The 26,132-nt window shown below is 63.4% G+C and carries 25 protein-coding genes; 18 read left to right on the plus strand and 7 right to left on the minus strand.

From position 1 onward, the window contains the following. Positions 1-24 precede the first annotated feature (24 nt). The 5 genes from pyrR to gshB all read right to left on the minus strand — a co-directional run bounded on the left by pyrR (position 25) and on the right by gshB (position 3,758). The gene (gene pyrR, locus AC1Q9F_RS21805) at positions 25-528 is read right to left on the minus strand and encodes a bifunctional pyr operon transcriptional regulator/uracil phosphoribosyltransferase PyrR (protein WP_492620949.1); all 504 of its coding nucleotides are present in this window, start codon (positions 526-528) and stop codon (positions 25-27) included. A gap of 81 nt (positions 529-609) precedes the next feature. Next, positions 610-1,047 (minus strand): Holliday junction resolvase RuvX, encoded by a 438-nt coding sequence (gene ruvX / locus AC1Q9F_RS21810; protein ID WP_007953334.1) that lies wholly within the window; start codon positions 1,045-1,047, stop codon positions 610-612. Further along, positions 1,047-1,619, minus strand: a complete 573-nt coding sequence (locus AC1Q9F_RS21815) for a YqgE/AlgH family protein (protein ID WP_039767938.1) — start codon at positions 1,617-1,619, stop codon at positions 1,047-1,049. The genes ruvX and AC1Q9F_RS21815 overlap by 1 nt, the downstream gene beginning before the upstream one ends. Before the next feature lie 181 nt (positions 1,620-1,800). After that, a complete protein-coding gene (locus tag AC1Q9F_RS21820; RefSeq protein ID WP_007953332.1) occupies positions 1,801-2,700 on the minus strand; it encodes an energy transducer TonB in 900 nt (299 codons plus the stop codon). 107 nt (positions 2,701-2,807) lie between these two features. Next, positions 2,808-3,758 (minus strand): glutathione synthase, encoded by a 951-nt coding sequence (gene gshB, locus AC1Q9F_RS21825; protein ID WP_492620950.1) that lies wholly within the window; start codon positions 3,756-3,758, stop codon positions 2,808-2,810. Positions 3,759-3,983: 225 nt separating this feature from the next. On the opposite strand from gshB, the gene pilG reads away from it, so the two are divergent. The 15 genes from pilG (at position 3,984) to madM (ending at position 21,199) form a co-directional block, all read left to right on the plus strand. After that, entirely contained in the window at positions 3,984-4,388 is a 405-nt protein-coding gene (gene pilG / locus AC1Q9F_RS21830; protein ID WP_007953330.1) for a twitching motility response regulator PilG, read from the plus strand. Between the two features lie 60 nt (positions 4,389-4,448). After that, the gene (gene pilH, locus AC1Q9F_RS21835; protein WP_007953328.1) at positions 4,449-4,814 is read left to right on the plus strand and encodes a twitching motility response regulator PilH; all 366 of its coding nucleotides are present in this window, start codon (positions 4,449-4,451) and stop codon (positions 4,812-4,814) included. 10 nt (positions 4,815-4,824) lie between these two features. Beyond that, positions 4,825-5,364, plus strand: a complete 540-nt coding sequence (locus AC1Q9F_RS21840) for a chemotaxis protein CheW (RefSeq protein ID WP_007953327.1) — start codon at positions 4,825-4,827, stop codon at positions 5,362-5,364. Positions 5,365-5,377: 13 nt separating this feature from the next. Continuing rightward, on the plus strand, positions 5,378-7,438 hold the full coding sequence (locus AC1Q9F_RS21845; RefSeq protein ID WP_492620951.1) for a methyl-accepting chemotaxis protein: 2,061 nt from the start codon (positions 5,378-5,380) through the stop codon (positions 7,436-7,438). Positions 7,439-7,473: 35 nt separating this feature from the next. Next, positions 7,474-13,389, plus strand: coding sequence for an Hpt domain-containing protein (locus AC1Q9F_RS21850; protein ID WP_492620952.1), 5,916 nt, complete (start codon positions 7,474-7,476; stop codon positions 13,387-13,389). After that, positions 13,382-13,852, plus strand: coding sequence for a chemotaxis protein CheW (locus AC1Q9F_RS21855; RefSeq protein ID WP_207984218.1), 471 nt, complete (start codon positions 13,382-13,384; stop codon positions 13,850-13,852). The genes AC1Q9F_RS21850 and AC1Q9F_RS21855 overlap by 8 nt, the downstream gene beginning before the upstream one ends. A 99-nt stretch (positions 13,853-13,951) precedes the next feature. After that, positions 13,952-15,622, plus strand: coding sequence for a malonate decarboxylase subunit alpha (gene mdcA, locus AC1Q9F_RS21860; RefSeq protein ID WP_085689631.1), 1,671 nt, complete (start codon positions 13,952-13,954; stop codon positions 15,620-15,622). Next, positions 15,622-16,494 (plus strand): triphosphoribosyl-dephospho-CoA synthase, encoded by an 873-nt coding sequence (locus tag AC1Q9F_RS21865; protein ID WP_492620953.1) that lies wholly within the window; start codon positions 15,622-15,624, stop codon positions 16,492-16,494. The genes mdcA and AC1Q9F_RS21865 overlap by 1 nt, the downstream gene beginning before the upstream one ends. After that, entirely contained in the window at positions 16,494-16,793 is a 300-nt protein-coding gene (locus tag AC1Q9F_RS21870) for a malonate decarboxylase subunit delta (protein ID WP_039767948.1), read from the plus strand. The genes AC1Q9F_RS21865 and AC1Q9F_RS21870 overlap by 1 nt, the downstream gene beginning before the upstream one ends. Beyond that, complete coding sequence (locus AC1Q9F_RS21875; RefSeq protein WP_492620954.1) at positions 16,786-17,637, plus strand: biotin-independent malonate decarboxylase subunit beta; 852 nt, start codon at positions 16,786-16,788, stop codon at positions 17,635-17,637. The genes AC1Q9F_RS21870 and AC1Q9F_RS21875 overlap by 8 nt, the downstream gene beginning before the upstream one ends. Beyond that, positions 17,634-18,419: a biotin-independent malonate decarboxylase subunit gamma gene (mdcE, locus tag AC1Q9F_RS21880; protein WP_492620955.1), complete on the plus strand. Its 786-nt coding sequence runs from the start codon at positions 17,634-17,636 to the stop codon at positions 18,417-18,419. Before AC1Q9F_RS21875 ends, mdcE begins: the two co-directional genes overlap by 4 nt. Continuing rightward, positions 18,413-19,033: a malonate decarboxylase holo-ACP synthase gene (locus tag AC1Q9F_RS21885; RefSeq protein WP_492620956.1), complete on the plus strand. Its 621-nt coding sequence runs from the start codon at positions 18,413-18,415 to the stop codon at positions 19,031-19,033. The genes mdcE and AC1Q9F_RS21885 overlap by 7 nt, the downstream gene beginning before the upstream one ends. Continuing rightward, the gene (gene mdcH / locus AC1Q9F_RS21890) at positions 19,030-19,950 is read left to right on the plus strand and encodes a malonate decarboxylase subunit epsilon (protein WP_492620957.1); all 921 of its coding nucleotides are present in this window, start codon (positions 19,030-19,032) and stop codon (positions 19,948-19,950) included. Before AC1Q9F_RS21885 ends, mdcH begins: the two co-directional genes overlap by 4 nt. A 66-nt stretch (positions 19,951-20,016) precedes the next feature. After that, positions 20,017-20,433, plus strand: a complete 417-nt coding sequence (gene madL, locus AC1Q9F_RS21895; RefSeq protein WP_007953315.1) for a malonate transporter subunit MadL — start codon at positions 20,017-20,019, stop codon at positions 20,431-20,433. Between the two features lies 1 nt (position 20,434). Further along, positions 20,435-21,199 carry a malonate transporter subunit MadM gene (gene madM / locus AC1Q9F_RS21900; RefSeq protein WP_007953314.1) on the plus strand — a complete coding sequence of 255 codons (765 nt, stop codon included), beginning with the start codon at positions 20,435-20,437 and terminating at the stop codon, positions 21,197-21,199. A gap of 51 nt (positions 21,200-21,250) precedes the next feature. Here madM and AC1Q9F_RS21905 read toward each other — a convergent pair whose 3' ends face one another. Further along, entirely contained in the window at positions 21,251-22,171 is a 921-nt protein-coding gene (locus AC1Q9F_RS21905) for a LysR family transcriptional regulator (RefSeq protein ID WP_064380129.1), read from the minus strand. A gap of 141 nt (positions 22,172-22,312) precedes the next feature. Between AC1Q9F_RS21905 and trhA the strand changes: the two genes are divergently transcribed. Further along, positions 22,313-22,930 (plus strand): PAQR family membrane homeostasis protein TrhA, encoded by a 618-nt coding sequence (gene trhA, locus AC1Q9F_RS21910; protein WP_007953311.1) that lies wholly within the window; start codon positions 22,313-22,315, stop codon positions 22,928-22,930. Here trhA and AC1Q9F_RS21915 read toward each other — a convergent pair. Continuing rightward, on the minus strand, positions 22,927-23,838 hold the full coding sequence (locus AC1Q9F_RS21915) for a LysR family transcriptional regulator (RefSeq protein ID WP_492620958.1): 912 nt from the start codon (positions 23,836-23,838) through the stop codon (positions 22,927-22,929). The two genes, trhA and AC1Q9F_RS21915, sit on opposite strands and share 4 nt — an antisense overlap. 108 nt (positions 23,839-23,946) lie before the next feature. Between AC1Q9F_RS21915 and AC1Q9F_RS21920 the strand changes: the two genes are divergently transcribed. Next, the gene (locus AC1Q9F_RS21920) at positions 23,947-25,188 is read left to right on the plus strand and encodes a D-amino acid dehydrogenase (RefSeq protein WP_492620959.1); all 1,242 of its coding nucleotides are present in this window, start codon (positions 23,947-23,949) and stop codon (positions 25,186-25,188) included. Positions 25,189-25,229: 41 nt separating this feature from the next. Beyond that, the gene (locus AC1Q9F_RS21925; protein WP_492620960.1) at positions 25,230-26,132 is read left to right on the plus strand and encodes a transporter substrate-binding domain-containing protein; all 903 of its coding nucleotides are present in this window, start codon (positions 25,230-25,232) and stop codon (positions 26,130-26,132) included.

Here is a 26,132-nt window from a genome sequence, read left to right on the forward strand (position 1 = left end):
GAGGGGGACTCTCAATAGGGCGGATTAAAGGGCAAGGTCTTGCAGTTCGAGGGCCAGCTCCGGCCCGGACAGCTTGACCCGCTCGTGGGGGGCCAGCGACAGGGTCGCGCCGACCACGTTCGGGCGGATCGGCAGTTCGCCGGCGTCCAGGTCCAGCAGGCAGACCAGCGTCACGCTGGCCGGGCGGCCGTAGTCGAACAGTTCGTTCATGGCGGCGCGGATGGTCCGGCCGCTCATCAGTACGTCGTCGATCAGCACCAGATGCTGGCCTTCGATTTCGAAGGGCAGGGCGGACGGGCGCACTTGCGGGTGCAGGCCGTTCTGGCTGAAGTCGTCGCGATAGAAGGAAACATCCAGCGTGCCCAATGGCGCATCGCTGCCCAGCTCTGCGAGCAGGGCCTGGGCGACCCAGACGCCGCCGGTGCGGATGCCGATGTAACGCGGTTCGCTGATATCACGCTGGGCAAGGTGCGCCTTGAGGCGGGTCGCCATCTGGCTGATCAGATCGGCGGGATTGGGCAGGCTCATGGTTGCTCCTTCTTGGGGTCGAGCCGGCTCTCGCGAACCGGGGCTCGGGTTGTAACCAAAAGAAAAGCGCCGTAGCGCTTGTCAGGATTCAAATAGTGCGGTGTTTTCGTCGAGCCAGCCTTGCAGCAGCAGGGCGGCGGCGATGGCGTCCACCGGGTTGTCGCGGTAGCTGCCTTTCTGTCCGCCGCGCACCAGTCGCTCGCCCTTGGCTTCGAAGGTCGTCAGGCGTTCGTCGTGGGTATAGAAAGGCAGATTGAAGCGGCCGTTGAGGCGGCGGGCGAATTTCTCGGCGCGGGCGCACATTTCGCTGGGCGTGCCGTCCATGTTCAGCGGCAAACCGACCACCACGGCGTCGGGTTTCCATTCCTTTATCAGGGCTTCGACCTGATTCCAGTCCGGCACACCGTTTTGCGCCTTCAAGGTGCACAGTTCGCGGGCCTGGCCGGTAATTACCTGGCCGACCGCCACGCCGATCTGTTTGGTGCCGTAGTCGAAGCCGAGGATCAGGCGCAGGGCCATCAGGCGTGTCCTGCCTGGCTGGTCAGCAGACTGAGGTTGATCCCCAGGTGCTTGGCCGCCGCTTCCAGGCGCAGTTCACTGCTGGTGTTGAACAGGATGTCGGCGTCGTACGGGCAGGTCAGCCAGGCGTTGTCGGCCAGTTCGGCCTCCAGCTGACCGGCTTCCCAACCGGCATAACCGAGGGTGATGACGCTTTTGGCCGGGCCTACGCCGTCGGCGATGGCGAACAGCACGTCCTGCGAGGTGGACAGAGCCAGATCGCCCTCCAGCTCAACGGTAGCCTGGAACGTCTTGCCCGCCGGGTGCAGGACAAAACCGCGATCGGTCTGCACCGGGCCGCCGATGAAGATCGGCACATGCTGGCACAGCGCTGGCGGATCGATGTCCGGGCGCAGTTGTTCGAGAATGTCGGCCAGATTCAGCTCTTGCGGTCGGTTGACCACCAGCCCCATGGCGCCATTGGCCGTGTGCTCGACGATGTAGGTCAAGGTGTGGGCAAAGTTCGGGTCGGCCATGTGTGGCATGGCGATCAGGAAGTGATGCTTGAGGTAGCTGGGGCTGACGTTTTTCATGTGCGCTAGTGTGGCGTTGAAGGGGCAAACTGACAAGCTGACAAGCTGAGGATCAGAGAACAACCCAGATCAAAAGTGGGAGCGAGCTTGCTCGTGAAGGGGGCAGGTCAGGCAATATCAATGGCGCATGTGCCGGCCTCTTCGCGAGCAAGCTCGCTCCCACAGTGTTTTTGCGATGTATTCAGTTACTGGACAGCCGGTCGCCCCGGGCGAATTTCCAGGTGCGGATGATTTCCAGTCGATCGATGTCCGACAAGTCCCCGGTAAACGGTGCAAACGGTGCCGCCAGACGCACGATCCGCTGCGCCGCCTGATCCAGCAGCGGCTGGCCGGAGGACTCCAGCACCAGCACTTCATACAGCGAGCCGTCGCGGTTGATCGACACCATCAGGCGCAGATTGCCGTAGATCTGCTTGCGCCGGGCTTCGTCGGGGTAATTGAGGTTGCCGATGCGCTCGACCTTCTTGCGCCACTCGTCCTTGTACCAGGCGCCCTTGTCGCGCATGGTCGAGGCGGCGCTGAGGCGGTGGATACGCGGACGCTTGGCGTAGAGTTGTTGTTCGTTGGCCAGTTCGGCTTCCAGGCTGGCGATGTCGCTGGAGAGCTGCGAGCTGTCGAAAGTCGGGGCGTCGACCGTCGGTTTGGTCTCGGTCTTGGCTTCTTCTTTCTTGGTCGGCGCCTTTTTCGGTTTCGGCGCGACGGTCGTCACCGCTGCTTTGGGTGCGGCTTCCTGCACTTCCGGCTTGGCGGCCGGCGGCGGGGTGACTTTCTTGACCTGGTTGTCCTGGAACGGCGCGACTTCGGTGGTCTTGGGGATCGCCTTCTTGTCGAGGGTGCCGCTGCCTTCCTGGTTTTCCTGGGCGAGGAAGTCAGCCTTCGCCGGCTTCTTTTCGCTCTTGAAGGTGGCGAGGGTGATTTCCAGGGTTTTGCTGATCTGCTTGGGCTCGACCATGGTGAAACCCACGCCGAGCAGCAGCGCCAAATGGATCAGCGCCGCGAGAAACAGGGTAAATCCGAGGCGATCGACCGGGCGCACGCCTTTATGGGCGAGTTCAGCGGGCAGATCGGACGGAAGTGTCATGACAAGAAAACCAACATCGCGTTTTTCACAGGCCGCGCATGATAACGCAATGTTGGTTTCACGCCTTGGGCTTCAAGCATCAAGCGACAGGCTGCATGTGATGCACATCAAGCTTGCAGCTTTTTCTCGATGGCATCCATCAGCAGGCCGCCGATGTCGGTGCCGAAGGCATTGTCGATTTCGCGGATGCAGGTCGGGCTGGTGACGTTGATTTCGGTCAGGTGCTCGCCGATCACGTCCAGGCCGACGAACAGCAGACCTTTCTCGCGTAAGGTCGGGCCGACCTGGGCGGCGATCCAGCGATCCTTGTCGGTCAGCGGACGGGCTTCGCCACGACCGCCAGCCGCGAGGTTGCCACGGGTTTCGCCCTGGGCCGGAATCCGCGCCAGGCAGTAATCCACCGGCTCGCCGTCGATCATCAGGATGCGCTTGTCGCCGTCCTTGATCGCCGGCAGGTAGGCCTGGCCCATGATCTGCTGGGCGCCAAGGGCGGTCAGGGTTTCCAGGATCACCGACAGGTTCGGATCGCCGGCGCGGTGACGGAAGATCGAGGTGCCGCCCATGCCGTCCAGCGGCTTGAGGATCACGTCGCCGTGTTTGGCGGCGAATTCACGCAGCACGTCGGCGCGGCGGCTGACCACGGTCGGCGGCGTGCACTGCGGGAACAGCGTGGCGAACAGTTTTTCGTTGCAGTCGCGCAGGCTCTGCGGCTTGTTGACCACCAGTACGCCGGCGGCTTCGGCCTGTTCGAGCAGGTAGGTGGAGTAGACGAACTCCATGTCGAACGGCGGATCCTTGCGCATCAGGATCACGTTCAGGTCGCTCAGCAGCGAATCCTTTTCGGCGCCCAGTTCGAACCATTTTTCCGGGTTGGCGAAGACTTTCAGCGGCTTCATCCGCGCCCGGGCCTGGCCTTCACCCTGATAAAGGTCTTTCTGTTCCATATAGAACAGTTCCCAGCCGCGCTTCTGCGCCGCCAGCAGCATGGCCAGCGAGCTATCCTTTTTATAGGAAATGCTGGCGATAGGGTCCATGACAATCCCGACGCGAACGCTCATTGGGTTTTCCTCGAAAATTGGCTACCGGATCGGTATGAAAAAAGTGCCGCCAGAGTGGCGCCGGGCGGGTTTTCGGTCAAGGAAAAACCCGTCGATAGATTGGATCAGGAGACTGTGCTAAAAAGGCTGCCATGTCGTGCTGGCCCTTGAACATCAAGGGTTTCCAGCCATTACGCATCGCAAAACGGACAAATTGATTCGCAAAGGCGACGGTAGAGCCCCCTTATGGAACAGCAGTCCAGCGCCTTGAAGGTCATGGTGATCGACGACTCGAAAACGATTCGTCGCACCGCCGAGACCCTGTTGAAAAATGCAGGGTGCGAAGTCATCACCGCGATCGACGGATTTGACGCCCTGGCGAAGATCGCCGACCACCATCCCGGGATCATCTTTGTCGACATCATGATGCCGCGTCTGGATGGTTATCAGACCTGCGCTTTAATCAAGAACAACAATGCGTTCAAGGGCACGCCGGTGATCATGCTGTCGTCCCGGGACGGGCTGTTCGACAAGGCCAAGGGGCGGATTGTCGGTTCCGATCAATTTTTGACCAAGCCTTTCAGCAAGGAAGAACTGCTCGACGCGATTTCGGCCCATGTTCCGGGCTTCGCTGCCGCTTTGCCGCAGTAAGACACGCACAGAGACGCTCGGCCAGCGGGCCCGGTGTCGACAAGAAAAATGGGGAAGACCATGGCACGTATCCTGATCGTCGATGATTCGCCGACCGAAATGTACAAACTCACCGGCATGCTGGAAAAGCACGGGCACGAAGTGCTGAAAGCCGAAAACGGCGCCGACGGCGTGGCCCTGGCCCGCCAGGAAAAACCCGACGCGGTGCTGATGGACATCGTCATGCCCGGCCTCAACGGTTTTCAGGCTACCCGTCAGTTGACCAAGGATGCGGAGACCAGCCACATCCCGGTGATCATCATCACTACCAAGGATCAGGAGACCGACAAGGTCTGGGGCACCCGCCAGGGCGCCAAGGACTACCTGACCAAACCGGTCGACGAAGACACGCTGATCAAGACCCTGAACAACGTGCTGGCCGGTTGATCGCGCCGCCATGAGCGAATCGCTGACCGCGTTCGAACTGTTGTGGCAGATCGACCAGCGCTGTCGCCTGCTGGCGGCGGACCTGCCGTCGCAACCGGCGCGCCAGGATCGCTGGAGCGGCATCGGCTTTCGTCTGGGCGAGCACTGGTACGTCACGCCAATGGGCGAAGTCAGCGAAGTGCTGCCCGAACTGCGCGTCACCCAGTTGCCGGGCGTCAAGCCGTGGGTCAAGGGCGTGGCCAACCTGCGCGGACGGCTGTTGCCGGTCATGGACCTGTGCGGCTTTTTCGGCCATGAGCTGTCACCGATGCGCAAACAGCGGCGGGTATTGGTGGTAGAGCATCAGGACGTGTTTGCCGGGTTGCTGGTCGATGAAGTCTTCGGCCTGCAGCACTTCGAGCAGGACAGCTTCGAATCCGTCTCGATCAGTAAACGGCAAGGCTCCAAGGGCGAGTTCATCAAGGGCTATTTCCGGCGCGAGCAGAACTGGCGGGTGTTCAGCCTGTTTGCGCTGGCGCAGTCACCGAGTTTCATGCACGTCGCGGTTTAACAGGCGAGGACCGATGATCAAAGCAAAAACAGGCAAGCCCGCAGAAGGCTCGCGCAGCCGCTCGCAGATCATCGTGCTGTTCATCGCACTGATCGTGTTCATCATGCTGCTGTTCGCCAACTTCGCTTACCTCAACACCCAGGCCAACTACGACAAGCAGTACATCGGCCACGCCGGCGAGCTGCGAGTGCTGTCGCAGCGGATCGCCAAGAACGCCACCGAAGCCGCCGCCGGCAAGGCCGCCGCGTTCAAACTGTTGAGCGATGCGCGCAACGATTTTGCCCAGCGCTGGGGTTACCTCAAGAAGGGCGACCCGTCCACCGGTCTGCCGCCGGCGCCGTCCACCGTGCGCCCGGAAATGCGCGCCGTGCAGCTGGACTGGGAACGCCTGCTGAAAAACACCGACGCCATCCTGTCCAGCGAACAGACCGTACTGTCCCTGCATCAGGTGGCCGCGACCCTGGCCGAAACCGTGCCGCAATTGCAGATCGAATACGAAAAGGTCGTGGAAATCCTCCTGCAACGCGGTGCTCCTGCGGCGCAGGTGGCGATGGCCCAGCGTCAGTCGCTGCTGGCCGAACGGATTCTCGGCGCGGTCAACACCGTGCTCTCGGGTGATGAGAATTCCCAGCAGGCCGCCGATGCCTTCGGTCGTGATGCCGCACGCTTCGGTCAGGTGCTCAACGGCATGTTGCAAGGAAACTCGACGCTGAAGATCAGCCAGGTCGAAGACCGCGACGCCCGCGCTCGCTTGAGCGAGATTTCCGAACTGTTCCAGTTCGTCTCCGGTTCGGTGGATGAAATCCTCGAAACCTCGCCGGAACTGTTCAAGGTCCGCGAGTCCGCCACCAACATCTTCAGCCTGTCGCAGACCCTGCTCGACGAAGCCTCGCACTTGGCCACCGGTTTCGAAAACCTCGCCGGCGGGCGCAATACCGACACCATCGGCGGCTACGTGCTGGGCCTGCTGGCGCTGGCCTCGATCATCCTGATCGGCATGGTCATGGTCCGGGAAACCAACCGTCAGTTGCGCGAGACCGCCGAGAAGAACGAACGCAATCAGAACGCGATCATGCGCCTGCTCGACGAGATCGAAGACCTTGCCGACGGCGACCTGACCGTGACCGCTTCGGTGACCGAAGACTTCACCGGGACCATCGCCGACTCGATCAACTATTCCGTCGACCAGCTGCGCGATCTGGTCGCCACCATCAACCTCACCGCCGGCCAGGTCGCCGCTGCGGTGCAGGAAACCCAGGCCACCGCCATGCACCTGGCCCAGGCCTCGGAGCATCAAGCCCAGCAGATTTCCGAAGCCTCGACCGCGATCAGCGACATGGCCCAGTCGATCGATCAGGTGTCGGCCAACGCCGCCGAATCCTCGGCGGTGGCCGAGCGTTCGGTGGAGATCGCCAACAAGGGCAACGAGGTGGTGCACAACACCATCCACGGCATGGACAACATCCGCGAACAGATCCAGGACACCGCCAAGCGCATCAAGCGTCTGGGCGAGTCGTCCCAGGAAATCGGCGACATCGTCAGCCTGATCGATGACATTGCCGACCAGACCAACATCCTCGCCCTCAACGCGGCGATTCAGGCGTCAATGGCCGGTGATGCAGGGCGCGGTTTTGCCGTGGTGGCCGACGAAGTGCAGCGGCTGGCCGAACGCTCGTCCGCCGCGACCCGACAGATCGAAACGCTGGTGCGGGCGATCCAGACCGACACCAACGAAGCCGTAATTTCCATGGAGCAGACCACCACCGAAGTGGTGCGCGGCGCACGGCTGGCGCAGGATGCCGGTGTGGCTCTGGAAGAAATCGAAGGCGTGTCCAAGACCCTTGCGGCGCTGATCCAGAGCATTTCCAACGCGGCGCAGCAGCAGACGTCTTCGGCCGGGCAGATTTCCCTGACGATGAACGTGATCCAGCAGATCACCTCGCAGACCTCGTCCGGCTCCACGGCCACCGCCGAGAGCATCGGCAACCTGGCGAAAATGGCCAGCCAGTTGCGTCGCTCGGTGTCCGGGTTCACCTTGCCGGCGGCGCCTGCGCCCGTCGCGGACAAGGCGTGAGGCCTGCGGGCGAGTCCATGTCGAGCGGAGTGGTTATGGGTGACCGGCACGACTACGTGGCCCTCGAATGGGTCAAGGGTGAAATAGCCGAGACGCTGAGGCAAGCGCATCAGGCCATCGAAGCCGTGCTCGACGATCCGCAGTCGGTGCCGGGGCTGGACGAATGCCTGGCCTGCATCCATCAGGTGCATGGCAGTCTGCAAATGGTCGAGTTCTACGGCGCGGCACTGCTCGCCGAAGAAATGGAACACCTGGTCGAAGCGTTGCAGAACGAGCGCGTCAGCCACCGCGACGAAGCGCTGCACTTGCTGTTGCAGGCGCTGGGTCAGTTGCCGATTTACCTCGACCGCGTGCAGGGCGCCCGCCGTGACCTGCCGCTGGTGGTGCTGCCGCTGATCAACGACTTGCGCAGCGCCCGGGGCGAAAGCCTGTTGTCGGAAACCAGCCTGTTCAGCCCGCAGTTGCCTGAACTTGCGCCTTTGGGCGAGGAAACCCTGGCGCTGCTGGAACCGGCAGAACTGCCGAATGTGCTGCGCAAATTGCGCCAGATGCTGCAAATGGCGCTGGTCGGATTGCTCCGCGAACAGGACGACCAGACGCACCTCGCTTATCTGGCCAAAGTCTTTACCCGGCTTGAAGCACTCAGCGGTAACTCGCCGCTGAGCCCGTTGTGGCAAGTCTCCTCGGCGCTGGTCGAGGGCATGCGCGAAGGGCGGATCGCCAACAGCCCGGCCCTGCGCAGCCTGTTCAAGGACGCCGACAAGGAACTCAAGCGCCTGCTCGAACAGGGCATGCCCGGCCTCAACCAGCCGCCACCGCCTGAACTGCTGAAAAGCCTGCTGTTTTATATCGCCAAAGCCGAACATCCCACCGGGCAGATGCTGACCATGAAAGATCGCTACTCCCTGGACGACGCGCTGCCCGACAGCGCGATGGTCGACGAAGAACGCGCGCGCCTGGCCGGCCCTGACCGCGATGCCATGCGCTCGGTACTCGCGGCGCTGTGCGAAGAACTGGTGAGGGTCAAGGAACGCCTCGACCTGTTCGTGCGCAGCGACCGTCAGCACGCCTCGGATCTGGACAGCCTGCTGGCGCCGCTGCGGCAGATCGCCGACACCCTCGCGGTGCTCGGTTTCGGTCAGCCGCGCAAGGTCATCATCGATCAACTGGCGGTGGTGCTCAGCCTCGCGCAGGGTCAGCGCGAACCTAACGACGCCACGCTGATGGACGTCGCCGGCGCCTTGCTCTACGTCGAAGCGACCCTGGCGGGGATGGTCGGCACGGTGGAACCGGAGAGCCCGGAAGATTCGCGCCTGCCGACCACCGACCTGACGCAGATCCATCAGATCGTCATCAAGGAAGCACGCATCTGCCTGCAACAGGCCAAGGATATGATCGTCGACTATATCGACGCCGACTGGGATCGCCAGCAACTGCAACCGTTGCCAGCGCTGCTGACCCAGGTGCGCGGCGCACTGGCGATGATCCCGCTGGCGCGTGCGGCAAGCCTGCTCGAAGCCTGCAACGGATTTATCCGCGAGCATCTGTTGCTCGACCCTCACGAGCCGGGCTGGCAGCAACTCGACAGCCTCGCCGACGCCATCACCAGCCTCGAGTATTACCTCGAACGTCTGACCGACGACCCGCAGGCACCCAGCGAGCATTTGCTGGATATCGCGCAGAAAAGCCTCGCCAGTCTCGGTTTCTTTCCTGACGAACAGCCCGGCGAGCCGCATGTGCCGGTGCTCGACGATGTGCTCAGCCCCAGCGAAGCGCTGGTGATGCAGGATTTGCAGGAGCTGGACGATCCGGAAATCGTGCAGTCGTTGGCCGAAGTGCTCGCCAGCCCGGTGTCGGCGGTCAATCCGCCGGCGCTGACCACGCCGGGCAGCCTGCTGCCGCCACCGGCCGATGAAGAACCGGTGGATGACGAGCTGCGCGAAGTGTTCCTCGAAGAGACCGGGGAAGTGCTCGAAGTACTGAGCGAATACCTGCCGCGCTGGTCTGCCGAGCCCGATGACCGCGCCGCGCTGAGCGAACTGCGCCGCGCTTTCCACACCCTCAAGGGCAGCGGCCGGATGGTGCGCGCGCTGGTCCTCGGCGAGCTGGCCTGGGCGGTGGAAAACCTGCTCAACCGCGTGCTGGAACACAGCGTCGAACCCGGCCCGGCGGTGCGCCAGTTGCTGGCCGACACGCTGCTGCTGTTGCCGGATCTGATCGGCGAATTCGCTACCAACGGTCAGCGCCAGCGCCACGATGTCGATCAACTGGCGGCTCGCGCCCACGCGCTGGCCAAGGGCGACACGCCGCTGCCGGCCGAAGACGTGGAAGACGTCGCGGCCCTCGATCCGCTGTTGCTGGAGATTTTCCGTAACGAAGCCGAGACCCACCTAGCCAGTCTCAATCGTTTTCTCGATCAGGCTGCCGAGCATGTGCCGTTGCAGGCCAGCGACGAGTTGCAGCGGGCGCTGCACACGCTCAAGGGCAGCGCCTCGATGGCGGGGGTTTCGCCGATTGCCGAACTGGCGGCGCCGCTCGACAAACTGGCCCGGGAATTCAAGGCCCATCAACTGGCGCTGGACCTCGACGAAGTGGAGCTGCTGCTCGAAGCCGAGGGCCTTTTCCGCGTCGGTCTGCGTCAGCTCAAACACGATCCGCTGGCGCCGATTGTCGGCGCGCAGTCGCTGATCAAACGCACAGAAACCCTGCTCGGCGAGCGCCTGGAATCGATCCTCAACGCCCCGAGCAGTGCCCTGCGGGTCAAGCGCGATCCGCAACTGATCAACAACTTCCTGGCTCAGGGCATGGACATCCTGCTCGACGCCGAAAACCTCTTGCAGCGCTGGCAGCAGCACCCCGGCGAACGTCAGGAACTCAGCGCGCTGCTGGATGAGCTGACCACCTTGGGCGAAGGCGCGCACCTGGCGGATCTGCTGCCGGTGGATGTGTTGTGTGAAGCCTTGCTCGACCTGTACGGCGCCGTCGAAGAGAGCAGCCTGGCGGTCAGCGAGCGGTTTTTCCATGAAGCGCAGCAGGCCCACGAAGCGCTGATCAACATGCTCGACGAACTGGCCGCCGGCCAGGAAATCACCCCGCAACCGCAACGCATCCGCGCCTTGCACGAACTGCTCGACGAGAGCCTCGATCCGTCGGCCATGGGCCTGATCCGCAGCGACGGCAGCCGCACCCTGAGCATCCGCGAGCTGGGCAGCGCCACCGCCGAACTGCAACAACACAGCGTCGACAGCGGGCCGGACGACGAGATCGTCGAGATCTTCCTCGAAGAGGCGGTCGACATTCTCGACAGCGCCGGCCAAGCCTTGCAGCGCTGGCTGAAAGATCCGGAAAACGGCGCACCGCTGTCGTCGCTGCAACGGGATTTGCACACGCTGAAGGGCGGCGCGCGGATGGCCGAGGTGGCGGCGGTCGGCGATCTGGCCCATGAGCTGGAAGGCCTTTACGAAGGGCTGGTGGATCGTCGGTACAGCCACAGCGAAGCCCTGGATCGATTGCTGCGCCAGAGCCACGAGCGTCTGGCGCAGTTCCTCGAACAGCTGCACCGGCACCAGCCGCTGGATCCGGCGCAGGATCTGATCGAGGCGATCCGCCGTTTCCGTCAGGGCTCGGCCGCCAATCCTGAAACGCCGCCAACCAGTGTCGCGCAGGACGGCCCGGGGCACGATCCAGAGCTGCTGGAAATCTTCCTCGAAGAAGGTTTCGACATCATCGAAAACTCCGGCGCCGCGCTGCTGCGCTGGCAGGCCGAACCCGGCAATCGCCAGGAAGTGGAAACCCTGTTGCGCGACCTGCACACCCTCAAGGGCGGCGCGCGGATGGTGGAAATCGGCCCGATCGGCGACCTCGCCCATGAGCTGGAATACCTTTACGAAAGCCTGTCCGCCGGCACCCTGCAGGGCAGCGCCGAACTGTTCGCGCTGTTGCAGCGCGGCCATGACCGCTTGGCGCAGATGCTCGACGCGGTACGCGCCGGCCAGCCGTGCCCACCGGCAGACCGGCTGATCAGCGCGATCCAGAATTTCAGCCATCCGCTGGTCGTGCAGACTCCTGCACCCGTGCCGCCGGTGGCGGTCAAAGTCGAGCCTGCTGCCCCGGCGCCCGAGGCCGGGGCGGACATGGTCAAGGTCTCCGCCGAGTTGCTGGATGAGCTGGTCAACCTCGCCGGCGAAACCTCGATTTTCCGTGGGCGCATCGAGCAGCAAGTCAGCGATGCGCAGACCGCCCTGCACGAGATGGAAACCACCATCGAGCGCATGCGCGACCAGTTGCGCCGACTCGACACCGAAACCCAGGGGCGGATCCTCAGCCGCCAGCAAGTGGACGCCGAACGCCTCGGCTACGAAGATTTCGACCCGTTGGAAATGGACCGCCATTCGCAGTTGCAGCAGCTGTCACGGGCGCTGTTCGAGTCCGCTTCCGACTTGCTGGATCTGAAGGAAACCCTCGACCGGCGCACCCACGACGCCGAGAACCTGTTGCAGCAGCAGGGCCGGATCAACACTGAATTGCAGGAAGGCCTGATGCGCACGCGCATGGTGCCGTTCGAGCGCATGTTGCCGCGTCTGAAACGCATCGTCCGGCAGGTCGCCGAAGAGTTGGGCAAGGATGTCGCGTTCAGCGTCGGCAACGCCGAAGGCGAGATGGACCGCAACGTTCTCGAACGCATGGCCGCACCGCTGGAACACATGCTGCGCAATGCCGTCGACCATGGTCTGGAGTCCGCGGAGGTCCGGCTGGCAGCGGGCAAACCGGCGCAAGGGCAGATCAGCCTCGACCTGTCTCGCGAGGGCGGCGACATCGTGTTCGACATCCGCGACGATGGCGCCGGCGTGCCGCTGGACGCCGTGCGGCGCAAGGCAATCAAGCGTGGCTTGCTGGCGCCGGACGCCGATATCAGCGACCGCGAAGTGTTGCAGTTCATCCTCCAGCCAGGTTTTTCCACGGCCGAGAAAATCACTCAGATTTCCGGGCGCGGCGTGGGCATGGACGTGGTGCACGAAGAGGTCCGGCAATTGGGTGGCACCATGAGCATCGACTCAGTGCCGGGGCAGGGCGTGCATTTCCGGATTCGCCTGCCGTTTACCGTGTCGGTCAACCGTGCGCTGATGGTGCAGTGTGGTGAGGATCAGTATGCGATTCCGTTGAACACTATCGACGGCATCGTCCGCGTGCTGCCGAATGAGCTGGACGGGCATTTCCGACTCGATCCGCCGAGTTATCAGTACGGCGGCCAGCGTTATGAACTGTGCTACCTGGGCGAGCTGCTGAAAACCGCGCCACGGCCAAAACTGTCCGGCCAGAGCCTGCCGGTGCCCGTCTTGCTGGTGCAGTGCAACGACCGGCACATCGCGGTGCAGGTCGACACGATGGCCGGCACCCGCGAAATCGTGGTCAAGAGCCTCGGTCCGCAGTTCGCGTCGGTGCAGGGCGTGTCCGGGGCGACGATCCTCGGCGACGGCCGGGTGGTGCTGATTCTCGACCTGCTGGCGCCGATCCGCGCGATGCAGGCGCGGTTGCCGCAGCGTCCGGCCAGTCACGAAATCGAGAGCGAACCGCAGAAGCCGCTGCTGGTGATGGTGGTCGACGACTCGGTCACGGTGCGCAAGGTCACCAGCCGTCTGCTCGAACGTCACGGCATGAACGTGCTGACCGCCAAGGACGGGGTCGATGCGATGTTGCTGCTGGAAGAACACATGCCGGACCTGATGCTGCTCGACATCGAAATGCCGCGCATGGACGGCTTCGAAGTGGCGACCCAGGTGCGTCACGACGAACGCCTGCAACACCTGCCGATCATCATGATCACCTCGCGCACCGGCCAGAAACACCGCGACCGCGCGATGGCCATCGGCGTCAACGACTACCTCGGCAAGCCGTATCAGGAATCGGTGCTGCTCGAAAGCATCGCCCTGTGGAGCAAAAAACATGCATGAACGCCGGCACAACCAGCGCACCAGCCAACTCACCGGCCTGCTGCTGCCGCTGGCGGATCGCAACCTGATCCTGCCCAACGTCGCCGTCGCCGAGCTGATCGACTACCAGTCGAGCGCCTTCGATCTTGATACGCCGCCGTGGTATCTCGGTCGGGTGACCTGGCGCGAGCGGCAGATTCCGCTGCTGAGTTTCGAGTCGGCGTGCGGCAACAAGATCGTCATCGGCGAGCGGGCCCGGATCGTCATCCTAAACGCCCTCGGCGGGCGGCCGGAATTGAAGTTCATCGCGCTGCTGGTTCAGGGGATTCCGCGCTCGTACAAGCTCGACAGCCAGCTGAGTTATGTCGATGTGCCGCTGTGTTCGCTGGAGCAAGCGGCGGTGCAGGTGGGGGAGCAGGTGGCGAAGGTTCCGGATTTGTTGGCGCTGGAGACGTTGTTGGTGGATGCGGGGCTCGTCCACTGATCGTTACGCTGACCGTAACGGTTCGCCACCGCGCTTGATTGATGCCCCTCGATCACACTCCTAAGGTAGCTCCACGACAGCGAACCCCGTGGAGTGAGCATGACAACAACCATTTCCCCCGACTCGCGCTGGACGCGGCGGCGTGACGAGAAGCAGCGGCGCCTCGACAAGGTGCGCGGGCTGGCCGACGGTGCGGTGTTGCCCACCGACAGGATCGTCGCGGCGCTTGAGGCGCTGATCCTGCCCGGCGACCGTGTGGTGCTGGAGGGCAACAACCAGAAGCAGGCGGATTTCCTTTCCCGTGCGCTGGCCAAGGCCGATCCTGAAAAGCTCCACGACCTGCACATGATCATGCCCAGCGTCGGTCGCTCCGAGCATCTGGACCTGTTTGAACGCGGCATCGCCCGCAAGCTCGATTTCTCCTTCGCCGGCACCCAGAGCCTGCGCATCAGCCAGTTGCTCGAAGACGGTCTGCTGGAAGTCGGTGCGATCCACACCTACATCGAACTCTACGCCCGGCTGGTGGTGGACCTGATCCCCAACGTCGTGCTCTCGGCCGGGTTCATGGCCGACCGTGCCGGCAACATCTATACCGGCCCGAGCACCGAAGACACCCCGGCGCTGATCGAACCGGCCGCGTTCAGCGATGGCATCGTCATCGTCCAGGTCAATCAACTGGTGGACGACGTCAGCGAACTGCCTCGCGTGGACATTCCCGCGTCTTGGGTGGATTTCGTGGTGGTGGCGGACAAGCCGTTCTACATCGAACCGCTGTTCACCCGCGACCCTCGGCACATCAAGCCTGTGCACGTGCTGATGGCGATGATGGCGATCCGCGGGATCTACGAAAAACACAACGTGCAGTCGCTGAACCACGGCATCGGTTTCAACACCGCCGCCATCGAACTGATCCTGCCGACCTACGGTGAATCCCTCGGCCTCAAGGGCAAGATCTGCCGCAACTGGACGCTCAATCCCCACCCGACGCTGATCCCGGCGATTGAAAGCGGCTGGGTCGAAAGCGTGCATTGCTTCGGCACCGAACTGGGCATGGAAAACTACATCGCCGCCCGGCCCGATGTGTTCTTCACCGGGCGCGACGGCTCGCTGCGTTCCAACCGGATGTTCTGCCAACTGGCCGGGCAATACGCGGTGGACCTGTTCATCGGCGCGACCTTGCAAGTCGATGGCGATGGTCATTCTTCAACTGTAACCCGAGGCCGCCTCGCCGGTTTCGGTGGCGCACCGAACATGGGTCATGACCCGCGCGGTCGTCGTCACGGCACTCCGGCCTGGCTCGATATGCGCCACGACGATTCGCAGCAACCGATGCTCGAACGCGGCAAAAAACTTGTGGTGCAGATGGTCGAGACCTTCCAGGAGGGCGGCAAACCGACCTTCGTCGAAACCCTCGACGCGGTAGAGGTGGCGAAGAAAAGCGGCATGCCGCTGGCGCCGATCATGATCTACGGCGACGACGTCACCCACTTGCTCACCGAAGAGGGCATCGCCTACCTGTACAAGGCGCGTTCGCTGGAAGAGCGTCAGGCGATGATCGCTGCGGTCGCTGGCGTCACCGCCATCGGCCTGCGGCACAACCCAAAAGACACCGAACGCATGCGCCGCGAAGGCCTGATCGCCTTGCCCGAAGACCTCGGCATCCGTCGCACCGACGCTACCCGCGAATTGCTCGCGGCGAAGAGCGTGGCCGATCTGGTCGAGTGGTCCGGCGGCCTCTACAACCCGCCCGCCAAGTTCAGGAGCTGGTAATGCACGCACTCAACCTGCAACCGAAAACCATCACCCTCGCGGAACGGCTGGCGGATCTGGCCGTGGATGCGCTGATCGACGAAGCCGACCTGTCGCCGAAACCGGCGCTGGTGGACCGGCGTGGCAACGGTGCGCACACCGATCTGCACCTGGGATTGATGCACGCTTCGGCGCTGGCGCTGTGGCCGGCGTTCAAGGAAATGGCCGAAGCCGCGCTTGAGTTCGGCGAGATAGGCTTGCCGCTGCGCGAAGTCATTGGCCGCATCGGCCGTGAAGGCGAGCAAGCGATGCTCGCCACCACCAACGGCGTGAACACCCATCGCGGGGCGATCTGGGCGCTGGGCCTGCTGGTCACGGCTGCTGCGCTGGATATGAAGTCCACCGGGGCTGGCGCCGTCACTCTGCGCGCTGCGCGTCTGGCGTTGCTCGATGACCGTTATGCGCCGCGCCCGCTGAGCCATGGCGCTCAAGTCGCCCAACGCTACGGCGCTCGCGGTGCCCGGGAAGAAGCGCAACTCGGCTTTCCGTCCGTGGTGCAACGCGGTCTCCCGCAACTCAAACGCAGCCGCGCCGCCGGCCATGGCGAACAGAACGCCCGGCTCGATGCCTTGCTCGCAATCATGACTGAGCTGGCCGACACCTGCGTGCTGTACCGCGCCGGCGAACAGGGCCTGCACGCCATGCAGCACGGCGCCCAGGCAGTGCTCGACGCCGGTGGCAGCGCCAGCCTCACCGGTCGCCGCCGCCTGCACGAACTGGATCAACAACTCATCGCATTGAATGCCTCGCCCGGTGGCGCCGCCGACTTGCTCGCCGCCACTCTGCTGCTCGATCGAATCGAGCGCGACGGCATCCTTCAGGGAGCGTTTTGATGGAAACCTTATCCTTTGAATTCCCCGCCGGGCAGCCGCCGCGTGGTCGGGCGCTGGTCGGCTGTGTCGGTTCGGGCGATCTGGAAGTGCTGATCGAACCGGGCCTGGCCGGCAAGCTGACGATCAATGTGCAGACCTCGGTCAATGGCGCCGAGCAGCGCTGGCAGCATCTGTTTGCGCGGATGTTCGACGGCACCACGCCGCCGGCGATGGCCATCGATATCCACGACTTTGGCGCGACCCCGGGCGTGGTGCGCCTGCGTCTGGAACAAGGCTTCGAGGAGATCGGCCATGACTGACACCTCAGCGCTTCTGCACAAACACTCGTTCGTCGAACTCGGCGCACGGCAACGGGCGAAAGCCTTGCTCGACACCGGCACCTTCCGCGAACTGCTCGACCCGTTTCAACGCGTCATGTCGCCGTGGCTCGAACGTCAGGGCGTGGTGCCGCAGGCCGATGACGGCGTGGTGATCGCCAAGGGCAGCCTCGACGGTTTGCCGGTGGTGATCGCTGCCATTGAAGGTGCGTTTCAGGGCGGCAGTCTCGGTGAAGTCGGCGGCGCGAAAACCGCCGGCGCACTGGAGCTGGCCGCCGAGGACAACCGCAAAGGCATTCCTACCCGCGCCATCCTGCTGCTGGAAACCGGCGGCGTGCGCTTGCAGGAAGCCAACCTCGGGCTGGCGGCGATTGCCGACATCCACGCGGCGATTGTCGATCTGCAGCAGTACCAACCGGTGGTCGGCGTGGTGGCCGGCAGCGTCGGTTGCTTTGGCGGGATGTCGATTGCCGCCGCGCTGTGCAGCTACTTGCTGGTGACCCAGGAAGCACGCCTCGGCCTGAACGGCCCGCAGGTGATCGAGCAGGAAGCCGGGATCGAGGAATACGACTCCCGCGACCGGCCCTTCATCTGGAGCCTGACCGGTGGCGAGCAACGTTTCGCCAGTGGCTTGGTGGATCGCTATGTCGCCGATGACGTGGCGCAGATTCGCCAACAGGTCGGCGAGTTGCTGCAACAAGGCCTGCCAGCGCAACCGCGCAGTCAACGAGCTGAGTGGTTCCTGCAACGCCTGACGAGCCTGGACACTGACAAGCAAATCGAGCCTTCGGTGGTTCGCGATCTGTATCAAGGAGAGCGCTCATGAGTGGTTATTCCGTGCGCGGTTTGAACTGGTTCATCGCCTTGAGCGCGGGTGCGAACACCGTTGAAGGTTTGCCGCCCTCGCTGAAGGTCGCCGACGGGCCACTCGGGCGCTTTATTGCGGTGGTCGCCGATCCGCAAAACCGTTTCCCTCGCGCTCGCAACAGCGAAGTCGGATTGCTCGAAGGCTGGGGCCTGGCCAAGGCTGTGGATGACGCGATCACCGCTGACCGTGACAAAGCGCAAAAACGGCCCTTGATCGCCATCGTCGATGTGCCGAGCCAGGCCTACGGTCGCCGCGAAGAAGCCCTCGGCATTCATCAGGCCCTGGCGGGTGCGGCGGACGCTTATGCCCGCGCCCGTCTGGCCGGGCATCCGGTGATTGCGCTGCTGGTGGGCAAGGCCATGTCCGGGGCGTTTCTCGCTCACGGATATCAGGCCAATCGCTTGATCGCCCTGCGTGATCCGGGGGTGATGGTGCATGCGATGGGCAAGGCTTCGGCGGCGCGGGTGACCTTGCGCAGTGTCGAAGAGCTGGAAGCCCTGGCGTCCAACGTGCCGCCGATGGCCTATGACATCGACAGCTACGCCAGCCTTGGATTGCTCTGGGAAACCCTGTCGGTGCAGCAGATCGAGCAGCCAACGGCGGAAGATCTGGCGCGGGTCAGCGAATGCCTGAAGCAAGCCATCAGCGATATTGGCGCGACGGATTTGAGCAATCGTCTCGGCGCGAAAAATCGCGAAGCCTCCAGCCGCGTGCGTGAACTGCTGAGGGCGCAGTGGTGAACATGCCTTTGGCCCACGACTTGCTGTGGGGCATGACGCCGGCGCAGTTGCCGGCGGATGCGCCGCAGTGGGCAATTGATTCGCTGGCTGCCGGGCAACCGGTAGTCGTGCGGCGGGCGTTGAGTGAGGAGGGATTCGTGGCGGTGGGCGTGCGCGGTCGGTTGCGCGAGCAGCGCTTGGCGGCGTGCATGGCGATCGATTCGATTGCCTGTCGGGTCAGTCCGGAAGCGCTTTGTCATGTCGAGAACGAACGTGATTTGCCGGTCATGCACGCGCTGCGGCAACTGCGGCCGGTGCTTGATGATTGCGGCTGGATCTGGGGCGTCAGTGGCAGTGTCGGGTTTGAACTGGCGAGCGGGTTTGCGGCCATGCACGAGGCCAGCGATCTCGACCTGATCCTGCGTACACCGCAACTCATCACCCGTAATCAGGCACGTAAGCTGGTCGCAGTTTTCGATCAGGCAATCTGCCGGGTCGACCTGCAATTGCAGACACCATTCGGTGCCGTCGCCCTGCGCGAATGGGCCGGAAATGCTTCGCGGGTGCTGCTGAAAAACGCCCATGAAGCCTGTCTGGTGTCTGATCCGTGGAACCTGCAGGAGCAGGCAGCGTGAGCAGCCTGCTGGTGTTTCCCGGTCAGGGCGCGCAGCAGCCCGGCATGCTCCAGCGTTTGCCTCGGGAAACGCTGATCGAGGCCAGTGAAAGCCTCGGTGAAGATGTCTTGCGGCTGGATTCCAGCGAAGCGTTGCGCAGCACCCGAGCGGTTCAGCTCTGTCTGCTGATCGCCGGAGTCGCGGCCTCGCGGCAACTATTGCGGGACGGACTCACTGCGGATTACGTCGCCGGTCTGTCCATCGGTGCCTACCCGGCAGCGGTGGTTGCCGGAGCATTGAGCTTCAGCGATGCGCTGCATCTGGTCAGCCTGCGCGGCGAGTTGATGCAGCAGGCTTATCCACAGGGATTCGGCATGACCGCGATCATCGGCCTGCAATTATCCACAGTCGAAACGCTGCTGGCGCAGGTACACAGCGCAGAAACACCGGTGTACCTGGCCAACATCAACGCCGATAACCAGGTGGTGATTGCCGGCAGCGACCAGGCGATGCAAGCGGTCGCCGAGCTCGCGCGCAGTCGTGGCGCCGGGCTGGCGAAACGTCTGGCGGTCAGCGTGCCGTCGCACTGCCCGTTGCTGGATCAGCCTGCGCAAACCCTCGCCGAAGCGTTCGCCAGGGTAGAACTGAAAACACCGAAAATCGCTTACCTGAGCGGCAGTCGCGCAAGGCCTGTGACCCAGGTAGAAGCGCTGCGCGACGATCTCGCCTTCAACATGTGCCGCGTGGTGGACTGGCGCGGCACCGTGCAAAGCGCTTACGAGCGCGGCGTGCGACTACAGATCGAACTGCCGCCCGGTGCGGTGCTGACCGGGCTGGCGCGCCGGGTGTTCGAACAGGGGACTGTCACTGCCTTCGACAGTGCCCGGCTCGACACCTTGCAGGCGCTGTTGCGTGAGGAGGGTAGCCGCCGACTCTAGACCGCCGCGACTCAGGCTTCGAACAACAAAAACAACATTCGACGATGCACTTTGAGGACTACAACAATGATTATTTACGGTGTGGCGCTGCTGGCGATCTGTACGCTGGCAGGGGTGATCATGGGTGACCTGCTTGGCGTGCTGCTGGGGGTCAAATCCAACGTCGGCGGGGTCGGCATCGCCATGATCCTGTTGATCTGCGCGCGGTTGTGGATGCAGAAACGCGGCGGCATGACCAAGGATTGCGAGATGGGCGTCGGCTTCTGGGGCGCCATGTACATTCCCGTGGTGGTAGCGATGGCCGCGCAACAGAACGTCGTCACCGCCCTGCACGGCGGCCCGGTGGCGGTGCTGGCGGCGATCGGTTCGGTGGTGGTCTGTGGCTGCACGATTGCCCTGATCAGCCGCACCCACAAGGGCGAACCGTTGCCCGACGAACCGGCGGAAATCTCCCCGGTCGGCACACCGGTAGGAGGTCGCTGATATGTGGGATCTCATTGAAAAAGGTCTGGAACACAACGGTCTGATCACCGCGTTTGCCTTCGTCGGCGTGATCATGTGGGTCTCGGTGATTCTCTCCAAGCGCCTGACGTTCGGGCGGATTCACGGCTCGGCGATTGCCATCGTCATCGGTCTGGTGCTTGCCTGGGTCGGCGGAACGATGACCGGCGGGCAGAAGGGCCTCGCTGACCTGACACTGTTTTCCGGCATCGGCCTGATGGGCGGCGCGATGCTGCGGGATTTCGCCATCGTTGCCACGGCGTTTGAAGTGCAGGCGACCGAGGCGAAGAAGGCCGGGATGATCGGGGTGATTGCGCTGCTGCTGGGCACGATCCTGCCGTTCATTGTCGGCGCGTGCATGGCTTACGCGTTCGGTTATCGCGATGCGGTAAGCATGACCACCATCGGCGCCGGTGCGGTGACTTACATCGTCGGGCCGGTGACCGGCGCGGCGATTGGCGCGACTTCGGATGTGATGGCGCTGTCGATTGCCACCGGGTTGATCAAGGCGATTCTGGTGATGGTCGGCACGCCGGTGGCGGCGCGCTGGATGGGCCTGGATAACCCGCGCTCGGCGATGGTGTTCGGCGGGCTGGCCGGGACGGTGAGCGGCGTGACGGCGGGGCTGGCGGCGACGGATCGGCGGTTGGTGCCTTATGGGGCGTTGACGGCTACGTTTCACACCGGGCTTGGGTGCCTGCTTGGGCCATCGCTGCTGTTCTTCATTGTTCGCGGAATCGTTGGCTAACAGATCGTTGATCGTTCCCACGCGGAGCGTGGGAACGATCATCAGCCGCGATCATTGTGAGCCTTGGCGATTCGCATACATCCGACACTCCGCCAGCAACGCCAGCAAATTCGGATCCCGCTCCTTGGCCTTCAAAAACACCACCCCAATGTGCTGCTGCAACCGGTACTTCTCCTGCAACGGAATCAGCTTCACCCGGTTCTCGTACACCGCCGCAATCCTCCCCGGCAGCAATGCATAACCGACTCCGGAGCTGACCATGCTCAGCAGGGTGAAGATGTCGTTGACCTGCATCGCCACCTTCGGCTCGAACCCCGCCTGCCTGAACACCCGAATACCGTCCTGATGGGTGGCGAAGCCTTGGGTGAGGGTGATGAAGGTTTCGTCGCGCACCTCCGCCAGATCCACTTCGCTGCGTTGGGCGAACCGGGAGTCCGCCGGGGTGGCGAGGAAGATGTCGTCGGAAAACAGCGGAATCTGCTCGCAGTCCGGGTCGTTGACGGTGTCGTCCAGCGACACCAGGATCGCGTCGACTTCCATGTTTTTCAGCTTGTAGAGCAGGTCGATGTTCGAGCCGAGGATCAGGTCGATGTTGAGTTCGCTGCGGCGGATTTTCAGGCCCATGATCAGTTGCGGCACGGTTTTCACCGTCAACGAATACAGCGAACCGAGCTTGAAGCGCTCGGCCGAGAATCCGGCGGCTTCGCGGGTCAGGCGCACGCTTTCGACCACGTCCTGAATCAGCTTCTGCGCCCGCTCTTCGAGTACATAGGCGCTTTCCAGTGGCGTCAGGTTGCGCCCTTCGTGTTTGAACAACGGGCAGCGCAGGGCACTTTCCAGCGAATGGATCGCGCGGTGCACGCTGACATTGCTGGTCTGCAGCTCGGCGGCGGCGCGGGCGAGGTTGCCGGTGCGCATGAAGGCGAGGAACACCTCGAGTTTCTTCAGGGTCAATTCTTCGTCGATCAGCATGGCGCGGACTCTTCTTGGTATCGGTCGATTGTGCCCAAATATCAGGACAGGCGCCTGCCTGCGTTGAACGGAAACATTGCGCTTTTACGCTCAAGGCCCGAGCCTTGCGCGCTGCGGTAATGAAATCGAGGTGTGCGACACATGTATCACGGAGAAAAACTGAACGCCTGGACGCATCTGGTCGGGGCTATAGCGGCGTTTGTCGGGGGCGTCTGGATGCTGGTGATCGCCAGCCTCGACGGCAGCCCGTGGAAGATCGTCAGCGTGGCGATTTACGCCTTTACGTTACTGGTGCTCTACAGCGCATCCACCGTGTACCACAGCGTGCGCGGGCGCAAGAAAGCGATCATGAAGAAGGTCGATCACTTTTCGATCTACCTGCTGATCGCCGGCAGTTACACGCCATTCTGCCTGGTGACCCTGCGCGGGCCGTGGGGCTGGACGCTGTTCGGGATCGTCTGGGGGCTGGCGCTGATCGGCATCCTGCAGGAGATCAAGCCGCGCTCCGAGGCGCGGATCCTGTCGATCGTGATCTACGCGGTGATGGGCTGGATCGTGCTGGTGGCGGTCAAGCCACTGATCGCCGCGCTGGGGACGGCGGGGTTTGCCTGGCTGGCGTCGGGCGGTGTGCTGTACACCGTGGGGATCATCTTTTTTGCCCTCGACCATCGGTTGCGGCATGCCCACGGGATCTGGCATCTGTTTGTGATCGCCGGGAGCCTGCTGCATTTTGTGGCGATTCTGTTTTACGTCCTTTAAGCGCCTATCAGTCGGCCGAGTTGTTCGCCGGCACGCTGACTGAAGATCTGCAGCAAATCATTCAGCGTATGTGGCGGTGGTTCGGTGGCGCGAGTCACCGCGTACAGCGTGATCGGCAGCGGCGGGGCGAGAGGGCGGATAGTGGTAGTGGCCGATGAGGCACCGAGGGCGGTGAATGGATCGATCACGGCCACCCCGGCGCCGGACTCCACCATCGCCCGCGCCAGCGAATACGTCTGCACGGCAATCCGCACACGAGGCGGCGGCTCGACGGCTTCCAGATAACTATCGAGGCGCGCGGCCAGTGGATCGGCGCTGGACAGCCCGATCAGCGGCGCCCCGGCCAACGCCATCAGCGGCAACGGCTGACCTGCGTCTTCCTCCGGCCAGTAACCTTTCGGCGCCAGCGCCACCAGCACCCCCGAGGCCAATGCCTGGGCCTTCAGCCCCGGATGATCCGGTAACTGCAACGTCAGGGCCACGTCCACTTCGCGCATCAGCAGGTTCTGCATCAGCTCGCGGCTGTGGGCGCTCGACAGTTCGCAGGCGATGTCCGGGAACTGCGCCGTCCACTGTCGGATCGCCGGCGGCAGCAACGACAGCGCCAGCGCCGGAGTCGCGCCGATCCGCAGGCTGTGGCCGGGCTCGCGGCGCAGGCTCTGGGCCAGACGCCGCACGCCTTGCAGGCTTTCGGTGACCTTGTCGACTTCGCGTTCCAGCTCCAGCGCTTCCGGGGTCGCCTGCAACTTGCCGCGCACCCGCAGGAACAACGGAAAACCGAGCTGCTGCTCGGCGTGCTGCAACACCTTGGTCACCGCCGGTTGCGAGACATGCAGCAACTGCGCAGCGGCGCTGACCGAGCCGGTCTGGCGGATGGCCTGGAAAATCTCGATATGACGAAGGCGCATGACGATCCCATAACCTTTGTTTATAGGTTTGGCATCTTTATTCATTGTTCGGCGCCTGTCACCTCGCCCTAACCTCGGCCTCGTCTTCAAGAACGGTTAAGGACGGACATGGCTCAGCGTGTGTGCATCATCGGCGGCGGCGTGATCGGATTGGCAACGGCCTGGGCGCTGGTGCGCGACGGTTTCGAGGTGACGGTGGTCGAGGCGCGACAGTCGCTGGGCAGCGAAACCAGTTTTGCCAACGGCGGCCAGTTGTCCTATCGCTACGTCGCGCCACTGGCCGATGCCGGCGTGCCGTTACAGGCGATCGGCTGGATGCTGCGCGGCGACTCACCGCTCAAGCTGCGCCCGCGCCTGGACCCAGCGCAGTGGCGATGGATGGCCTCGTTTCTCGCCGCGTGCCGCACCTCGGTCAACCGTGAAAACGCTGCGCATCTGTTGCGTCTGGCGCTGTTCAGCCAGAGCACGCTGAAACGCTGGCGCGAGGACGACGGACTGGTCGGTTTCAACTGGCGACGCAACGGCAAACTGGTCACCTTCCGCAATGCCGCCAGCTTCGACCATGCGCGCAAGGGCTTGGCCGATCCACAGCAACAGCAGGTGTTGTCCGCCGCCGAATGTGCGCAGCTGGAACCGGCACTGACCGATGCGCCGTTTGTAGGCGCGATCTACACGCCGGATGAAGAAGTCGGCGATTGTCACGGCTTCTGCCAACAGTTGGCGGCGAGATTGGAAGCGTCGGGCCGCTGCGAGTTTCGCCTCGGTCAGGCAGTCACCGGTATTCGTCACAGCCACGGCGCGGTCACGGCGATTGAGCTTGGCGACGAAACCCTGCCGGTCGAACAACTGGTGATCGCCGCCGGCCATCGCAGCCCGTTGCTGGCGCTGCCCGGCCTGCGCCTGCCGCTGTATCCGCTGAAGGGCTACAGCCTGACCGTGCCGATCGGCAACGAGCATCGGGCGCCAGACGTGAGCATCACTGACTACGACCGCAAGATCGTCTACGCGCGCATCGGCGAACAGTTGCGGGTGGCGGCGATGGTCGACATCGTCGGTTTCGATCCGGCGGTCGATCCCGAGCGGCTGGCGCTGATCAAGCGCCAGGCCCGCGACACCTTTCCCGACGCCGGCCAATACGACGCGGCCGTGGAGTGGGCCGGCATGCGCCCGGCCACCCCCACCGGCGTTCCACTGCTGGGCGCCACTTCCTATCGCAATCTGTGGCTCAACCTCGGCCACGGTGCGCTGGGTTTCACCCTGGCTTGCGGCAGCGGGCAGTTGCTCAGCGAACTGATTAGCGAGCAGCGCACATCCATTGACCTACACGGGTTCAATCCCCGTGCGGCGTGACGGTTTCTGCTAAAACACCCCACCCACAACGGAGAATAACAATGCAAAAAATCACGTTGCTCGGCTGCACTCTGGCGCTGGTTTTCGGCGCTCAGACGCAGGCCAATGAAGTGCCGCTGACCGGTACGCTCGGCAAGATCGCCAGCGCCAACAGCATCACCTTGGGGTATCGCGATGCGTCGGTGCCGTTCTCGTATGTGGGCGATCACACCGGGCAGCCGATGGGGTATTCGGTGGAACTGGCGGACAAGATCGTCGAGCGCATCAGGCAGCAACTGGCGCTGCCGGAGCTGAAGGTGAAGTACAACCTGGTGACGTCGCAGACGCGGATTCCGCTGGTGCAGAACGGCACGGTCGACCTTGAATGCGGCTCCACCGGCGTGACCGCGGAACGGCAGAAGCAGGTCGCGTTCTCCTACGGTTTCATCTACGTCAAAGGTCAACTGCTGACCGCCAGGGACCGCGGCATCCACAGCTTCGATGACCTGCGCGGCAAGAACGTGGTGACCACCGCCGGCACCACCAACGAGCGCTATCTGAAGAACTACAACCTCGACCACAAACTGAACATGTTCGTGATCAGCGCCAAGGATCACGGCGAGGCGTTCCAGATGCTGCAATCGGGGCGCGCGGCGGCGTTCTACATGGACGATGCGCTGCTTTACGGCGAGCGGGCCAAGGCGCGCGACCCGCACAACTGGGTCGTGGTGGGAGAGGAGCAATCGCGGGAAATCTACAGCTGCATGGTGCGCAAGGATGATCCGCAATTCCTCGCGCTGGTCAACGGTGTGTTGGCCGACCTGTACAGCTCGGGGGAGATCAACGGGATCTACCGCAAGTGGTTCGAACAACCGATCCCGCCGAAAGGCTTGAACCTTGAGTTCCCGATGACCAGCGAACTCAAGGCAATCATCGCCAGACCGATCAGTGATCCGGTGCAGTGA

The organism is Pseudomonas sp. GW823-FHT04A03, assembly GCF_058796615.1.

What these genes read in the sequence shown, in the direction of transcription:
- AC1Q9F_RS21845 (WP_492620951.1), top strand. Translation starts at nt 5,378, where the DNA reads ATGATCAAAGCAAAAACAGGCAAGCCCGCAGAAGGCTCGCGCAGCCGC.
- ruvX (WP_007953334.1), bottom strand. Translation starts at nt 1,047, where the DNA reads ATGGCCCTGCGCCTGATCCTCGGCTTCGACTACGGCACCAAACAGATC.
- AC1Q9F_RS21870 (WP_039767948.1), top strand. Translation starts at nt 16,494, where the DNA reads ATGGAAACCTTATCCTTTGAATTCCCCGCCGGGCAGCCGCCGCGTGGT.
- AC1Q9F_RS21840 (WP_007953327.1), top strand. Translation starts at nt 4,825, where the DNA reads ATGAGCGAATCGCTGACCGCGTTCGAACTGTTGTGGCAGATCGACCAG.
- madL (WP_007953315.1), top strand. Translation starts at nt 20,017, where the DNA reads ATGATTATTTACGGTGTGGCGCTGCTGGCGATCTGTACGCTGGCAGGG.
- gshB (WP_492620950.1), bottom strand. Translation starts at nt 3,758, where the DNA reads ATGAGCGTTCGCGTCGGGATTGTCATGGACCCTATCGCCAGCATTTCC.
- AC1Q9F_RS21815 (WP_039767938.1), bottom strand. Translation starts at nt 1,619, where the DNA reads ATGAAAAACGTCAGCCCCAGCTACCTCAAGCATCACTTCCTGATCGCC.
- AC1Q9F_RS21855 (WP_207984218.1), top strand. Translation starts at nt 13,382, where the DNA reads ATGCATGAACGCCGGCACAACCAGCGCACCAGCCAACTCACCGGCCTG.
- madM (WP_007953314.1), top strand. Translation starts at nt 20,435, where the DNA reads ATGTGGGATCTCATTGAAAAAGGTCTGGAACACAACGGTCTGATCACC.
- AC1Q9F_RS21850 (WP_492620952.1), top strand. Translation starts at nt 7,474, where the DNA reads ATGGGTGACCGGCACGACTACGTGGCCCTCGAATGGGTCAAGGGTGAA.
- AC1Q9F_RS21920 (WP_492620959.1), top strand. Translation starts at nt 23,947, where the DNA reads ATGGCTCAGCGTGTGTGCATCATCGGCGGCGGCGTGATCGGATTGGCA.
- AC1Q9F_RS21915 (WP_492620958.1), bottom strand. Translation starts at nt 23,838, where the DNA reads ATGCGCCTTCGTCATATCGAGATTTTCCAGGCCATCCGCCAGACCGGC.
- trhA (WP_007953311.1), top strand. Translation starts at nt 22,313, where the DNA reads ATGTATCACGGAGAAAAACTGAACGCCTGGACGCATCTGGTCGGGGCT.
- mdcA (WP_085689631.1), top strand. Translation starts at nt 13,952, where the DNA reads ATGACAACAACCATTTCCCCCGACTCGCGCTGGACGCGGCGGCGTGAC.
- AC1Q9F_RS21925 (WP_492620960.1), top strand. Translation starts at nt 25,230, where the DNA reads ATGCAAAAAATCACGTTGCTCGGCTGCACTCTGGCGCTGGTTTTCGGC.
- AC1Q9F_RS21905 (WP_064380129.1), bottom strand. Translation starts at nt 22,171, where the DNA reads ATGCTGATCGACGAAGAATTGACCCTGAAGAAACTCGAGGTGTTCCTC.
- mdcE (WP_492620955.1), top strand. Translation starts at nt 17,634, where the DNA reads ATGAGTGGTTATTCCGTGCGCGGTTTGAACTGGTTCATCGCCTTGAGC.
- AC1Q9F_RS21865 (WP_492620953.1), top strand. Translation starts at nt 15,622, where the DNA reads ATGCACGCACTCAACCTGCAACCGAAAACCATCACCCTCGCGGAACGG.
- AC1Q9F_RS21875 (WP_492620954.1), top strand. Translation starts at nt 16,786, where the DNA reads ATGACTGACACCTCAGCGCTTCTGCACAAACACTCGTTCGTCGAACTC.
- pilG (WP_007953330.1), top strand. Translation starts at nt 3,984, where the DNA reads ATGGAACAGCAGTCCAGCGCCTTGAAGGTCATGGTGATCGACGACTCG.
- AC1Q9F_RS21820 (WP_007953332.1), bottom strand. Translation starts at nt 2,700, where the DNA reads ATGACACTTCCGTCCGATCTGCCCGCTGAACTCGCCCATAAAGGCGTG.
- pyrR (WP_492620949.1), bottom strand. Translation starts at nt 528, where the DNA reads ATGAGCCTGCCCAATCCCGCCGATCTGATCAGCCAGATGGCGACCCGC.
- pilH (WP_007953328.1), top strand. Translation starts at nt 4,449, where the DNA reads ATGGCACGTATCCTGATCGTCGATGATTCGCCGACCGAAATGTACAAA.